Genomic DNA, 13,530 nt, shown 5'->3' with positions numbered 1-13,530 from the left:
CACCACTGCACACCGCACCAACGCACCACTGCACACCGCACCACCGATGAGGAGCACATCATGAGGATCACCAGTTCCCGAGCTGTCCGCGGCACCGCCGTCCTCGGCGTGGCCGCCCTGGCCCTGACCGCCTGCGGTCCCGACACCACCGGTGGAGACGGCGAGGCCGAGGTCGAGGGCGTCGACTGGTCGGAGGTCGAACCGGCCGAGGAGATCACCTTCTGGACCAACCACCCCGGCGGCTCCGCGGACGTGGAGGAGGAGCTGATCGCCGGGTTCACCGAGGAGACCGGCATCGAGGTCAACGTCGTCACCTCGGGCGCCAACTATGAGGAGACCTCACAGCGGTTCCAGACCGCCCAGGGCACCGGTGACGTCGGCGACGTCGTCGTGCTCTCCGACGCCACCTGGTTCCCGAACCACCTGAACGACGCCCTCGTGCCGGTGGACGAGCTGCTCGAGGCCGCCGAGGTGGACACCGACGGCTACGTGGACGCCCTCTATGAGGACTACCTCTACGAAGGCAGCCACTACGGGGTCCCCTACGCCCGCTCCACCCCGCTGTTCTACTACAACGCGGACCACTACGAGGAGGCGGGCCTCTCCGAGGACGACGTCCCCGAGACCTGGGAGGACGTCGCCGAGGTGTCCGAGCAGCTTATGGACGCCGAGGTGGCATCCTCGGCCTTCGCCTTCCCGCCGCAGGACCAGTACCCGGCCTGGACCATGGCCAACCTGGTGTGGGGCTACGGCGGCGGCTGGTCCGAGGAGTGGGACTTCTCCTCGGTGTCCTCGCCGGAGACCGTCGAGGCGATCGAGTTCGCCCAGGCGGCGGCCGAGGACTGGGCCTCGGTGGCCTCCGGCGACCAGGCCGACGACTTCGCCTCCGGTGCGGCCAGCCAGGTGGTGGCCTCCACCGGTTCCCTGAACGGCATCCTGGACACCGCTGACTTCGAGGTGGGAACCGCCTTCCTGCCCGGCGGGCCTGCCGGCGACGGCGAGACCCCCACCGGTGGCGCAGGCCTGATGATCGCCTCCGACTCCGAGCCGGAGCGTCAGCTGGCCGCCGCGATGTTCGTGGGCCACATGACCAACCCGGAGTCCACCGCCTCCTTCTCTGAGGCGACCGGATACGTGCCGGTGCAGAAGGACGCCGACATGTCCGCCGTCTACGAGGAGAGCCCGCAGTTCGAGACCGCTGTGGAGCAGCTGGAGCGCGCCCGCGTGCAGGACTACGCCCGCGTGTTCCTGCCCGGCGGCGACCTGGCCTTGGCGCAGACCCTGCAGCGCATCCTCACCCAGGACGTCGACGTCGCCGATGAGCTGGAGTCCCTGGAGGAGGAGTTCCAGGAGCTCTACGACCGCGACCTGGCGGCGGAGCTGGAGGACTGATCCTCCACGGTCAGGTTGGCTAGGGTGGGACCGGACGTTCGTTCGGGCACAGGAGGTTCCCACCATGGCTGAGAAGACACCCCACCAGAACACCACCTTCACGACGGAGGGCGGCACCGCGCACGGCTACCTGGCGCTGCCGCCCTCCGGCACGGGTCCGGCGGTCATCGTGATCCAGGAGTGGTGGGGTCTGACCGACCACATCAAGGACGTCACCGACCGGCTCGCCGCCGATGGCTTCGTCGCACTGGCCCCCGACCTCTACGGCGGGTGGATCACCCACGACGGCGACGAGGCCGGTGAGATGATGTCGAAGCTGCCCGCCGAGGAGGGTGCGAAGCAGCTGGCCGGAGCCACGGACTTCCTGTTGGAGCATGAGGCGGTGACCTCCAAGACGGTCGGCGCCATCGGCTTCTGCATGGGAGGCGGCTTCGTGCTGGCCCTGGCCGCCCAGCAGGGGGCCAAGATCTCCGCGGCCGTGCCGTTCTACGGCGTCGGTCAGGCCGTCCCGGACACCTACACCGGCGTCAAGGCGGCGGTGCAGGGGCACTACGCGGAGCAGGACGCCATGTACCCGGTGGAGGAGGCGAAGGCCCAGGAGGAGCAGATCCGCTCCGAGTCCGGTGCGGAGGTGGAGTTCCACTACTACGACGCCGGCCACGCCTTCCACAATGACGAGAACCTGATCGGCACCTATGACGCCGAGAAGGCCAAGCTGGCCTGGGGCCGCGCCGTCGACTTCCTGAAGGCCAGGGTGGTCTGACCATGGACACCGAGTACCGTTGGTCCACCATCACCCGCGACGACGTCGAGGCATGGGCCGGCCTGGTCAACCATCTGGGCGACGTCGACGGGACTGAGGAGTACTACGCGGCCGAGGACCTGGCCGAGGAGCTGGACTCCTCCCAACTGGATCCGGCGCGTGACACGTTCGCCGTCTGGGCGGATGATCAGCTGGTGGCCTTCGGCAAGGTCACGGTGAAGAGCACCCCCGACCGGGACGGCCTGGTGGGCGCGCAGCTCGACGGCGGCGTGCACGCGGATCACCGTCGTCGGGGCCTCGGCAGGGAGCTCATGGCGCGGCTGGAGGCCAGAGCTGCGGAGAAAGGCGGTGAGCAGCACGACGGCGCGGAAGGCTACTTCGGGATCGCCGGGGCCCGAGCCGGCTCCGCCACCCAGGCGTTCCATGAGTCCCGCGGCTATCAGGTGGCCCGGTGGTTCAACCTCATGGCGCGACCCCTCACTCCCGGGGAGACTGCCGCCGACGTCCTGGACGGGCGCGCCGCCCCTCCAGGGGTGAGGTTCCGCCGTCCCGGGCCGGACGATGAGGCCGCGGTCCGCGAAGCCCACGCCGCCGCCTTCGCCGACCACTGGGGCTCCGCACCCCCCGATCCCGCGAGGTGGCACGAGAGCTGGACCGCCCGCAGCACCCGGCACGCGGTCTCCCGCCTCGCCGTCGACGACGACGGCGCGGTGCTGGCCTATTCGCTGGCCAGCCAGTGGGAGGAGCGCGCGGCCTACCTCGACCTGGTCGGCACCGTCCCCTCTGCGCGTGGAACCGGGCTCGGCAGTGCGGTGCTGGCCGAGAGCATCGCCGCAGCGGCCGCCACCGGGGACTACGACCTCATCGAGCTCGACGTCGACTCCGACTCCCTGACGGGAGCCACCCGGATCTACGAGCGCCTGGGCTTCACGCTGAAGTTCGCCACCTCGGCCATGCGCCGACCGGTGACCTTCGGAGGGACCGCGTGACGCTGCGCCTGGCCGCGATCCCGGGTGCCACCCCGGACAAGTGGCTGCAGCGCTGGCATCAGCGATTCCCGCAGATCCGCATCGCCGTGGACTACTACGACGACGGCGCCCCCGACGGCTCCGACCAGCTGCACCGGGTGGCCGCCGGGCTGGCCGACCTCGGCTACCTGCGCCTGCCGGCCGGGGAGGTGCTCACCGACGAGCGCTTCCACCGGGTACGCCTCTACGAGGAGCTGCCCGTGGTCTGCGCCGCCGCCGAGCACTGGGTCGCCGCCGCCGAGGACACGGTGAGCTGGGAGGACATCGCGGAGGAGGCCTTCCTGGATCCGACCCAGATGGCTCCGGCCCACGTGGACCCGAGTGCGGCGGTCCATGAGCCGAAGGCCGGGGGCGAGTTGGCCGCCGCCGAGCGGATGGCGCTGGAGGTGGCGGCCTCCGGGGTCGGCCTGCTGCTGCTGCCGAACTCGGTGGCCCGCGCACTGTCCCGCAAGGACGTGGTGATCCGCGCTGTGGAGGGTCTGCCCGGCTATGAGGTGGGGCTGTGCTGGTTGAAGGACCGCGATGACGAGGTCATCCAGGAGTTCATCGGCGTCGCACGGGGGAGGAAGGCCGGTTCCGGGCGTTCGGAGCTCGAGGGTTCGACGTCGGGACGGTCGTCAGGGCGACCGTCGGGGGGACGGCGGCAGACCGGCGGCTCGGACGGCCGGACCGGCGGCCGGGGCTCCCAGGTCAGGCCGGGAGCCGGTCGCGCAGGGCGCGGGCGGCCGCCGCGACGTCGTCGGCCTCGGTGACCGCACGGACCACCACCACGCGATAGGCGCCGGTCTCGACGACCTCGTGGATGGTCTCGGCATCGATGCCGCCGATGGCGAAGAACGGCTTCGGCGTCTCCAGCTGCGCCGCGTAGGCGGGCAGGTCCAGCCCGACGGCGGCGCGGCCGGGCTTGGTGGGGGTCTCCCAGATGGGTCCGGTGCACCAGTAGTCGATGCCGGGGTCGTTGGCGGCCTCCCACACCTGGTCTTCGGTGCGGCAGGAGCGGCCGATGATGACGTCGTCGCCGAGGATCAGCCGCGCCTCCTCCGTGGAGAGGTCCTCCTGGCCGACGTGGAAGACGTCGACGCCGGTGATCCGCGCGACGTCGGCGCGGTCGTTGGCCGCGGAGAGGCCCGCGTACTCGTCGGCGACCTGCCGCAGCAGCGTCAGCGCGGCGATCTCGGTCTGCACGGTGACGTGCTTGTCCCGGACCTGGATGATGTCCACCCCGCCGGAGTAGGCCTCCACGAAGAAGTCGCGCAGCGCGTCGAAGTCCAGCTCGTCCACCGGGCCGGCCTCCGGGTCGGTGATGAACCGCTGCAGGTCCGTGCAGACGTAGAGCCGCGAGGCCGTGAGCCGCTGGCGGCGCAGCTGGCCGACGTAGTGCTGCTCGTGGGCGGAGGGCTCGTGGTCATGCGCCGGTGAGTTCATGGTCCCAGCGTACCGAGTCGGGTCCGCGGGTGCTCAGTCCTCCGGCTCAGTCTGTCGGGTCAGCTGGACCGCATGACCCAGCCGCAGCCGGCCAGCGGGGAGCCCCCGGCGGCCTGCTCCTGCTGGTGCTCGCTGGGGGTGTAGCTGATGAACACCATGTCGTCGCTGACGTCCATCAGGGGGTCCTCGCCGAAGAAGAAGCCGCCCAGCCAGAGGTTCGCACCGGGACCGCCGTCGAGGACCTCGCCGTCCGGGTCCGGGGTCAGGGTCACCACCTGATCCCCGCCGGGGAACCACTCGGGGGAGTCGGTGCCGGGGCAGACGCCTCCCCAGGCGCGCACCGGTGCGGTCTGCACCAGCAGCGGCTCGCCGTCGGACTCCTCGACCTCGACGGTGCGGGTCAGGTGCTGGTGGTCATGCCCGTCAGGGGCGAAGGGGCCGTCGCACTCCCAGTCGGAGTGGTAGTTGACCACATTGCTGACCTCCAGGTGGAGGGCGCCGTCCTCGATGCGGACGTCGGCGACGTCGTTGCCGCACTCCTGCGCGGCGTCCACCGGGAAGGGGTGCTGCTCGGCGACCGGGTCGTCGTCGCCGGGGTCCTCGGTGCCGAACCAGACGTACCAGAGCGTCTCGGAGTCCTCCCCGAAGGTGGCGGTCAGCGGGATGACGGCATCGGTGACGCCGTCACCGGTGAGGTCCCCCTCGATCGGTTCCCCCATGGCGTAGACGGCGTCGCGCTCGTCGGCACGGACGGACGGATCCATCTCCTCGCCGAGGTCGGGCCGGTGCCGGTAGGCCACGTAGACGTCCTCGGCCTCGCCCTCGGTCAGGTGGATCTCCAGCGGGGCATTGATCCCGCGCGGGGCGAACTGCCAGGTGGCCTCTGCGGCGTGCTCGCCGATGGACGGCGGCTCGTACTCGGGCTCGGGCTCTGGCTCAGGTTCCGGCTCTGGCTCCGGTTCGGGGTCTGCCGCGGGAGCTGCGGCCGTGGTCTCCGGCTCCGGGGTGGATCCCTCGCCGTCGTCGGCGCCGCAGCCGGCGGCGAGCAGCCCCACCGCCGCCAGGACGGCGACGGCCCGCGCTGAGTGTGGGGTGGCTGAGTCTCTGGCGGCTGAGTCTCTGGTGATCATGGCGGCGTCCCCTCCGCTCGGCGAATCCGTGTCGTTCAGAGTAGCCGATCGGACCGTATCGGAACTGGAAGCGCTTGCAGGAATCCGGAGAGATCCGTAGTGTGCTGTGGGTCACATCACCCGACATCCCTCGGAAGGAAGTCTTCCCGTGCCCTCTCCACGTTCCCGTCCTCTGCTTGCCGGGACGCTCAGCGCCGCCCTGCTGCTGACCGCCTGCGCGCCCGTCGTCCCGCCCTCTTCCGGCGCCACCGTGGATTCCGCGACGACGGCCTCGGCGACGACGTCATCGGCCGACGCAGACGGTCAGCGTGCCCTCTGGATCGATGCTGAGACCATCGCCCTCGACGTCTCGGGTGAGGCCGAGGAGGTCGTGCTGCAGGCCGCTGGGGAGGAGTACGTCTTAGAGGATGCCGGCGCGATGACCGAAGAGCAGGCGGATGCCCACCGTCGCTATGCGGACTACGCGACCTTCACCGTGCCGCGGCAGCTGGACGTGGCGGAGGCCCTGCGCGGGGAGCTCGCCGTCGTGGCCCGCGACGGCTCCGGTGGCGTCCTGGAGGCCACGGGCGTGCAGATCGCAGGGGTGCTCGATGACGTCTACGCCGACGCCGCTGACGAGGACCTGGGCCTGACCTGGAAGAACAAGAAGCCGGAGCTGGCTGTGTGGGCCCCGACGGCGCGCAGCGTGGAGCTGGAGCTGCACACCACGCCCGACGCCGAGCCGACGGTCCACCGCATGAAGCAGGACAAGAGGACCGGCGTCTGGTCGGTCAAGGGCAAGAAGGACTGGGAAGGGCAGTTCTACCGCTACCGGGTGGAGGTCTGGCATCCCGAGACCGGTCAGGTGGAGACCCACTCGGTCACCGACCCGTACTCGGTCTCGTTGGCCGCCGACTCCACGCACAGCCAGATCGTCGACCTCGAGGACCCCGCCCTCATGCCCGAGGGGTGGGAGGGCCTGGACAAGCCCGCGGCGGTGGACCCCGCGGCCGCGCAGATCTGGGAGGTCCACGTCCGAGACTTCTCGGTGGCGGACGAGACCATGCCCGAGGACCTGCGCGGCACCTACAGCGCCTTCACTGAAAGCGGTTCCACTTCCGTGGGACACCTGGAGGACCTGGCCGAGGCCGGACTGACCCACGTCCACCTGCTGCCCACCTATGACATCGCGACGATCCCCGAGGTCGACCAGGCTCAGCCGGACTGCGACCTCACCGAGTTCGCCCCCGACTCTCCGGAGCAGCAGGCCTGCATCGGCGAGGTCCGCGGCGACGACGCCTTCAACTGGGGCTACGACCCGCTGCACTTCAACGTCCCGGAGGGCTCCTACGCCACGGACGCCGACGGCGCCCAGCGCATCCTGGAGTACCGGGAGATGGTGATGGCGCTCAACGACATGGGCCTGCGGGTGGTCAACGACGTCGTCTACAACCACACCTCCGGCTCCGGGCTGTCCGACACTTCCGTGTTCGACCGGATCGTGCCCGGCTACTACCACCGGCTCGACGCCGAGGGGAATGTGGAGCGCTCCACCTGCTGTGAGAACACCGCCCCGGAGCACACCATGTTCGACAAGTTCATCGTGGAGTCGGCCCAGCTGTGGGCCGAGACCTACCGGATCGACGGGATGCGTTTCGACCTGATGGGCCACCACCCGAAGGACAACATCCTGGCCGTGCAGGAGGCTGTGGAGGAGATCGACCCGGACTTCCTGCTCTACGGCGAAGGCTGGGACTTCGGGGAGGTGGCAGGCAACGCCATGTTCGAGCAGGCCAGCCAGCTGACCATGGGCGGTACTGGTGTGGCCACCTTCAATGACCGCCTGCGCGACGCCGCCCACGGCGGCGGGCCGTTCGACGAGGACCCCCGCATGCAGGGCTTCGGCACCGGCCTGTGGACCCAGGACAACGGCTCCGGACTCACCGGCGACGAGGGCCAGCAGCTCGACCAGCTGCTGCACGCCGCGGACCTGGTGCGCATCGGGCTGGTCGGCAACCTCGCCGACTACACGCTGACCACCGCCGGGGGCGAGACCGTCCCCGGCTCGGAGCTGGACTACAACGGAGCCCCGGCCGGCTACACCGAACAGCCCGGCGAGGCGGTCACCTACGTGGACGCCCACGACAACGAGATCCTCTTCGACCTGCTGGCCTACAAGCTGGACCACGACGTCGCCGGGCTCGACCGGGCCCGCATGCAGTCGGTGAACCTCTCCCTGGCCACGCTGAGCCAGGGGATAGGATTCGTCACCGCAGGCTCCGAGCTGATGCGGTCCAAGTCCCTGGACCGGGACTCCTATGACTCGGGTGACTGGTTCAACGCCATCCGCTGGCAGTGCGGGGCCGCCGAGGAGTTCGGGGACTCCACCAACGGGTTCGGCGTCGGACTGCCCCCGGCCTGGACCAGCGAGGCCAAGTGGCCGTGGGCGGAGGAGACGCTGAACGCCGTCGAGGCGCCCACCTGTGAAGAGATCGAGTTCAGCCGTGACCGGCACCTGGAGCAGCTGCGCATCGCCTCCTCCACCGGGGCGTTCAGCCTGGGCACCTTCGAGGACGTCGCCGAGCGGGTCGAGTTCCCGCTCGACGGCGCAGGCGAGCCTGGCGTGATCACCATGACCATCGACATGTCCGGACTGGACGACGCCTTCGAGCAGGTTACGGTCATCATCAACCCCACCCCGGAGCCGGTGGAGCAGACCGTGCCCGAACGGGCAGGCGCTGCGATGGACCTGCACCCCGTGCTGCAGGACTCGGTGGACGAAGCCTTCGCCGAGGCCGGTTTCGACGCCGAGGCCGGCACCTTCACCGCCCCGGCGCGCGCCACCACGGTGTTCGTGGAGTGAGGGTACGTGGCGTGAGGGTACGTGGCGAGTGACCAGGAAGGGGGGTATGACCCCGGTCAGCTGACCTCGTCGAGGTCCTCCAGGGCGACGAAGCCGCAGTGGAGGTCCTCGGCGAGGTAGGGGTTGGGGAAGGTCACCAGGGCGTACGCCTCGTCCGCGCCATGGCGCTGGACCTGGAAGGCGCCGTCGTCGTCGAGGGAGCCCTGGATGCCGATGCTGGTGGGGATCTCTTCGAGCGTGGCGGCGACATCGGCCTCCGGAGAGGGGGCGGTGAGCACCTGCTGAGAGCCCTTCCGGTGGATCTCGTGCTCGGTGAACGGGCAGACCCCGCCCCATGCCGAGAGGGGCTCCACCTGCACCGGCACCGGTTCGCCGTCGAACTCCTCGATGGTCAGGGTTCGGCTGGCCTCGGCGCTCCCGGGTTCGGCGCAGGCGTCCTCCGGCAGCCGCAGGGAGGACGTCACGGTCAGCGCTCCGTCCTGGGCCTGCACGTCATCCACCCAGTCGCCGCAGCGGGCGCCCCGGCCCACCGGATGCAGGACCTGCACCGCCGGCTCGTCCTCGGCCTCGGTCATCTCCTGGCCCAGCCAGACGAACCAGTGCACCTGGTAGCCGTTGCCGTCGACGCGGAGGATGTCCAGGACGACGTCAGGGATGCCGTCCCCGTCGATGTCGCCCACCACGGGCTCGTCACCGAGCTCGTACGTGACGTCGGAACGTCCCAGGGCGTCGCCGTGGCGCTCGCCGTCGTGCAGCGGGACCAGTTCGGGTTCGGGGCCGACGCCCGGCAGCTCCCAGACGGCGCCGGCCACGTGCTCGAGGATCTCCTCCTCGGTGGGGATGACGGCCTCCGGGGCTGCCACAGAGGAGTCAGAGGTGTCGGAGGGCGCTGCGGCCTCCGAAGCCTCCGGCGGCTCGGGGGCCTCCGCCTGTGGAGAGCTGCAGGCGGTCAGCAGCAGAGCCGCCGCGGTGAGCGCGACCCACCACGGCGCGGGTCCGGTCGCTCCTGCCCCTGCGATTCCCTGTCGCATCGTCGTAGGAGTCCTCGTGCGTCCCCTCATCCGTCCCTCCGAGCTGTGTGCGAGTTCGGTGCTGTACCGTGCTGTGCCGAGCTGTTCCGTGCTGTACCGTCCTGGGACACAGGCTATCGGGATCGGGTGACATGACGGTCCAGACCACATGCTGGACGCCCGGGCCGACGTCGTTGACAGCATCACCGGCGCGACGCACCCTGTGAACCATGTCTCCCACGCACTCGGCTCAGCAGGCGCGTCCGGCCGCGGATCAGAGCCCGCGCAGCGCAAGGCTCGCCGTCACCGTCTTCCCGCTGCTCATTCTCGGAGGGGCCGCGGCCGCTCTGCTGCTGCCCGGCACGTTCGCGCCGCTGGGCGCCGGGGTCACCTACGCGCTGATGATCATCATGTTCGGCATGGGCCTCACACTGACCCTGCCTGACTTCGCCTTGGTGGTGAAGCGGCCTCTGCCGGTGCTGCTGGGCGTGGTCTTCCAGTACAGCATCATGCCGCTGCTGGCCCTGGGGATCGCGGTGCTGCTGCAGCTGCCCCCGGCGCTGGCGGCCGGTCTGATCCTGGTGGGATGCGTGCCCGGTGGGACGTCGTCGAACGTGGTGACCTACCTGGCCCGCGGCGACGTAGCCCTCTCGGTGACCATGACCTCGATCTCGACGCTGCTCTCCCCGGTGCTCACGCCGCTGCTGACCCTGTGGCTGGCCGGCCAGTACCTGCCGGTGGCGGCAGGCGACATGGCCTCCAGCATCGTGCAGATCGTGCTGATTCCGGTGGTCGGCGGGATCGTGCTGCGTCTCCTGCTGCCGCGGATCGTGGCCCGCATCCAGCCGGCGCTGCCGTGGGTCTCGGTGCTGGGCATCACCTATGTGGTGCTCGCCGTCGTCGCCGGCTCCCATGACGTGCTCGCCTCCGCCGGCGTGCTGCTCATCCTCGGCGTGATCCTGCACAACTGCTGCGGCTACGGCATCGGCTACCTGGCCGGCTTCCTCACCCGCGGCTCTGTGCCCACCCGGCGGGCGATCGCCGTGGAGGTCGGCATGCAGAACTCCGGTCTCGCCGCAGGTCTCGGGGGTGCCCACTTCACCCCCGAGGCAGCCCTGCCGGGTGCGATCTTCTCCGTCTGGCACAACATCTCCGGCGGGCTGCTGGCCTCTGTGTGGGGCCGGCGTCGTCCGGGCGCCTGACGTGCCGGTCCAGTGCCGGTCCAGTGCCGCCTCAGTGCGTCGGCGCCACCAGTGGATCCCGGCGCAGCATCATCACCAGCGACACCGCGAGGGCCAGGATCACGAAGATGAACGGTGCGGCGGAGAGCATCACCGCCGTCTGCAGGCCCTCCAGGCCGCCGGCGTAGAGCAGTGCCGCCGCCGTCGCGCCGGTCAGCACGCCCCAGACGGCCATGACCGAGCGCTGCGGGTCCATGCGGCCGTCGGAGGAGATCACCGAGAGCACATAGGTGTTTGAGTCTGCGCCGGTGACGAAGTACAGCACCACCAGCACGACGGCGGCCACGGAGGTCAGCAGGGTCAGCGGCAGCTGGTCGAGCAGGCCGAAGAAGGCGGTGTTGACGTCTTCGACGGCGGCCTCCCCGATGCCGGTGCCGCGTTCCAGGTCCATCCACATGGCGGCGCCGCCGAAGACGCTGAACCACAGGGAGAACACCAGTGACGGCACGCCCAGCACCACCAGCACGAACTGCCGGATGGTGCGGCCGCGGGAGATCCGGGCCAGGAACACGCCCACGAAGGCGCCCCAGGAGATCCACCAGGCCATCATGAAGTAGGTCCACCACTGCATCCACTGCAGGTCATCGGCGTCGGTGGGCAGCATCAGGCTGATCTCCACGAACCCGCCGGCGTAGGAGCCCAAGGAGCGGAAGAAGATGTTGATCAGCCAGCTCGTGGGGCCGGCCACCAGCACGAAGATCAGCAGCGCGGCGGCCAGGACCATGGTGGTCTGGCTCAGATAGCGGATGCCGCGGCCCACCCCGCTCATGGCGGAGGCGGTGAAGATGAGGGTGATCAGCGCGATGATGCCGATCTGCACCGACGCCGTGGTCAGCGGCAGCCCAGTGATCTGGCTGAGCCCCTGGCTGATCTGTGCGGCACCCAGGCCCAGCGACGTCGTCGTGCCGAAGAGGGTGGAGAGGATCACCAGCACGTCCACGGCTTTGCCGAGGAGCCCGTCCGCGTGCCGCCCGATCAGCGGGCGGAGGATCGGGGAGACCAGCCCCTTGTTGCCCAGCCGGTGCGTGGAGTAACCGATGGCGAGCCCGAAGGTCGCGAACACGGCCCAGGCGTGGATGCCCCAGTCCAAGAAGGTGAACCGCAGGGCGTCGACGGCGGCCTCCTGACTGCCCGCTTCGGTCAGCCCGTGCGGCGGGTCGAACAGGTGGGAGACCGGCTCAGCCACCCCGTAGGTGATCAGGCCGATGCCCATGACGGCGCCCAGCAGCATCGCGATCCACGCATAGGTGGGGTACTCGGGGCGGGAGTCGTCCGGGCCCAGGCGGATGCGGCCGAATCGGGTGAACGCCAGCACCAGCAGCAGGGCGATCAGCGCCAGCGGAATGATCAGCAGGGACCAGCCGCTGGTGGCGGTCACCCAGTTCATCGCCGCACCAGCGGTCGCGTTCATCCGCTCTGGCCAGAGTCCGGCCACGGCGATGAACGCGACGATCAGCGTCACCGCGGTCCAGAAGACCGCGTTCAGCGAGGTGCCGGGCTTCTGCGGATTCTCAGGGAAGCGCTCGGCCTCTTGGGGCAGCAGCGTGGCGGTGGAGGTGTGGGGCCTCGGAGGGTGCGGCTCAGCAGGGGTGTCCTGCGGCATGGCGGCGGGTCCGTTCGTCGGGGGAGGGGAATCGCCGTGTCAGAGCGCAGGAGCACGGAAGGCTGTGCGCCGGACCTGCTGCCGGCCGAAGCAGAGCGGCGGGCGATCCGGCTGGGTGAGCTCGGCGAGAATTCGCACCACCCTACACCGGATCGCCGGACGCGGATCAGCGGACCTGGCTCGCGTGTTCGAACTCGAAGCGGCCGCCGCGGGGGTGCTGGGCGTCGTCGTGCTCCGGGTCCGGGGCGTGGCCGACGTTGATCACGGCCAGCGTCTTCCAGTCGTTCTCCGCGTGCACGGCGGTGTCGACGCCGGCCGGGTCCAGGCCGGTCATGGGGCCAACCTGCAGACCGTGGGCGCGCAGCGCGACCAGCAGATAGCCGAGCTGGATGAGGGCATTGTCACGTCCCATGGCCGCCCGGGCGTCGGGCTTGTCCGCGAAGTTCTCCCGCAGACCGGGCATGCCCGGCGTGAGGAAGGGCTTGTGCTCATGCCACTGCGGGTCATAGGCCGCCACCAGGGTGAGCGGGGCTGCCAGCGTCTTCTCCTGGTTGCCGGACATCAGGTGCTCGACGACGGCGCGGCGGGCCTCCTCACCGGCGACAACGGTCAGCCGCAGGGGCTGGTTGTTGAAGGCCGTGGGCGCCCAGCGCAGGTCCTCGTAGGCCCGGCGGATGATGTCCAGGTCCACCGGCTCGTCGGTGAAGCGGTGGGTGGTGCGGGCGCCTTCGAAGAGCTGGTGCAGGGTCTCGCGCTCGACGATCGTGGTCTCGGCGGTCGTGGAGGTCATGGGGCTCCTCAGCTGGTGGGGGCGTGCAGGTTCTCGTTCAAATCTGAACAACGGTGGGGGAAGGGGCGTTCTTCCGATCCGGAGCGACATGTGATCGGAGTCACGGCGAAGGAGGGGCAGGGTGGCGGCAGGAGCCGAAGGTATGTCAGTGCGTGCTGGAAGGGTCAGGAGCACACCGGAGGCCTGAGCGGAGCCACCGCCGGGCCGGGGTCGGATCTGACGGAGCGTCTTGGCCGGCTGGTCCCGCTCCTCCGGGATGTGTCAGAGGGTTCCGGAAGACTGAGCAGCACCAGGAGGAGCCGGGGA

Annotated in this window: 11 protein-coding genes; 6 read left to right on the top strand and 5 right to left on the bottom strand. The window is 70.1% G+C overall.

The genetic code is table 11. The annotated features are described in order from the left end of the window. Positions 1-60: 60 nt before the first annotated feature. The 4 genes from SD455_RS14970 (at position 61) to SD455_RS14955 (ending at position 3,935) form a co-directional block, all read left to right on the top strand. Positions 61-1,392, top strand: a complete 1,332-nt coding sequence (locus SD455_RS14970; protein WP_311026262.1) for an ABC transporter substrate-binding protein — start codon at positions 61-63, stop codon at positions 1,390-1,392. 64 nt (positions 1,393-1,456) lie between these two features. Then, positions 1,457-2,155 carry a dienelactone hydrolase family protein gene (locus SD455_RS14965; protein ID WP_070162177.1) on the top strand — a complete coding sequence of 233 codons (699 nt, stop codon included), beginning with the start codon at positions 1,457-1,459 and terminating at the stop codon, positions 2,153-2,155. A 2-nt stretch (positions 2,156-2,157) separates the two neighbouring features. Next, the gene (locus SD455_RS14960) at positions 2,158-3,144 is read left to right on the top strand and encodes a GNAT family N-acetyltransferase (protein ID WP_085437754.1); all 987 of its coding nucleotides are present in this window, start codon (positions 2,158-2,160) and stop codon (positions 3,142-3,144) included. Continuing rightward, the gene (locus tag SD455_RS14955; RefSeq protein WP_445508577.1) at positions 3,141-3,935 is read left to right on the top strand and encodes a LysR family transcriptional regulator substrate-binding protein; all 795 of its coding nucleotides are present in this window, start codon (positions 3,141-3,143) and stop codon (positions 3,933-3,935) included. The genes SD455_RS14960 and SD455_RS14955 overlap by 4 nt, the downstream gene beginning before the upstream one ends. Here SD455_RS14955 and thiE read toward each other — a convergent pair. Together thiE and SD455_RS14945 are read right to left on the bottom strand one after the other, a co-directional pair. Next, the gene (gene thiE, locus SD455_RS14950) at positions 3,874-4,608 is read right to left on the bottom strand and encodes a thiamine phosphate synthase (protein ID WP_311026264.1); all 735 of its coding nucleotides are present in this window, start codon (positions 4,606-4,608) and stop codon (positions 3,874-3,876) included. The two genes, SD455_RS14955 and thiE, sit on opposite strands and share 62 nt — an antisense overlap. Positions 4,609-4,667: 59 nt before the next feature. Then, a complete protein-coding gene (locus SD455_RS14945) occupies positions 4,668-5,738 on the bottom strand; it encodes a hypothetical protein (RefSeq protein WP_445508576.1) in 1,071 nt (356 codons plus the stop codon). 148 nt (positions 5,739-5,886) lie between these two features. On the opposite strand from SD455_RS14945, the gene pulA reads away from it, so the two are divergent. Beyond that, entirely contained in the window at positions 5,887-8,580 is a 2,694-nt protein-coding gene (gene pulA / locus SD455_RS14940) for a pullulanase-type alpha-1,6-glucosidase (RefSeq protein ID WP_139827778.1), read from the top strand. Positions 8,581-8,636: 56 nt separating this feature from the next. Here the strand turns inward: pulA and SD455_RS14935 are convergent, their stop codons facing one another. Continuing rightward, positions 8,637-9,611 (bottom strand): hypothetical protein, encoded by a 975-nt coding sequence (locus SD455_RS14935; protein WP_085437755.1) that lies wholly within the window; start codon positions 9,609-9,611, stop codon positions 8,637-8,639. 209 nt (positions 9,612-9,820) lie between these two features. Here SD455_RS14935 and SD455_RS14930 point away from each other — a divergent pair, with 209 nt between their 5' ends. Beyond that, a complete protein-coding gene (locus tag SD455_RS14930) occupies positions 9,821-10,792 on the top strand; it encodes a bile acid:sodium symporter family protein (RefSeq protein ID WP_070162166.1) in 972 nt (323 codons plus the stop codon). A 31-nt stretch (positions 10,793-10,823) separates the two neighbouring features. On the opposite strand, the gene SD455_RS14925 is transcribed toward SD455_RS14930, so the two are convergent. Both SD455_RS14925 and SD455_RS14920 read right to left on the bottom strand, forming a co-directional pair. Then, complete coding sequence (locus SD455_RS14925; protein WP_445508575.1) at positions 10,824-12,434, bottom strand: BCCT family transporter; 1,611 nt, start codon at positions 12,432-12,434, stop codon at positions 10,824-10,826. 166 nt (positions 12,435-12,600) lie between these two features. Then, a complete protein-coding gene (locus SD455_RS14920; protein ID WP_445508574.1) occupies positions 12,601-13,224 on the bottom strand; it encodes a malonic semialdehyde reductase in 624 nt (207 codons plus the stop codon). Positions 13,225-13,530: the final 306 nt, after the last annotated feature.

The sequence above is a fragment of the Nesterenkonia sp. K-15-9-6 genome, from assembly GCF_052656005.1.
This window is presented reverse-complemented; position numbering and strand designations above follow the sequence as displayed.

Coding starts and splice junctions, on each gene's coding strand:
- SD455_RS14970 (WP_311026262.1), top strand. CDS start 61: ATGAGGATCACCAGTTCCCGAGCTGTCCGCGGCACCGCCGTCCTCGGC.
- SD455_RS14965 (WP_070162177.1), top strand. CDS start 1,457: ATGGCTGAGAAGACACCCCACCAGAACACCACCTTCACGACGGAGGGC.
- SD455_RS14960 (WP_085437754.1), top strand. CDS start 2,158: ATGGACACCGAGTACCGTTGGTCCACCATCACCCGCGACGACGTCGAG.
- thiE (WP_311026264.1), bottom strand. CDS start 4,608: ATGAACTCACCGGCGCATGACCACGAGCCCTCCGCCCACGAGCAGCAC.
- SD455_RS14945 (WP_445508576.1), bottom strand. CDS start 5,738: ATGATCACCAGAGACTCAGCCGCCAGAGACTCAGCCACCCCACACTCA.
- SD455_RS14935 (WP_085437755.1), bottom strand. CDS start 9,611: ATGCGACAGGGAATCGCAGGGGCAGGAGCGACCGGACCCGCGCCGTGG.
- SD455_RS14930 (WP_070162166.1), top strand. CDS start 9,821: ATGTCTCCCACGCACTCGGCTCAGCAGGCGCGTCCGGCCGCGGATCAG.
- SD455_RS14925 (WP_445508575.1), bottom strand. CDS start 12,434: ATGCCGCAGGACACCCCTGCTGAGCCGCACCCTCCGAGGCCCCACACC.
- SD455_RS14920 (WP_445508574.1), bottom strand. CDS start 13,224: ATGACCTCCACGACCGCCGAGACCACGATCGTCGAGCGCGAGACCCTG.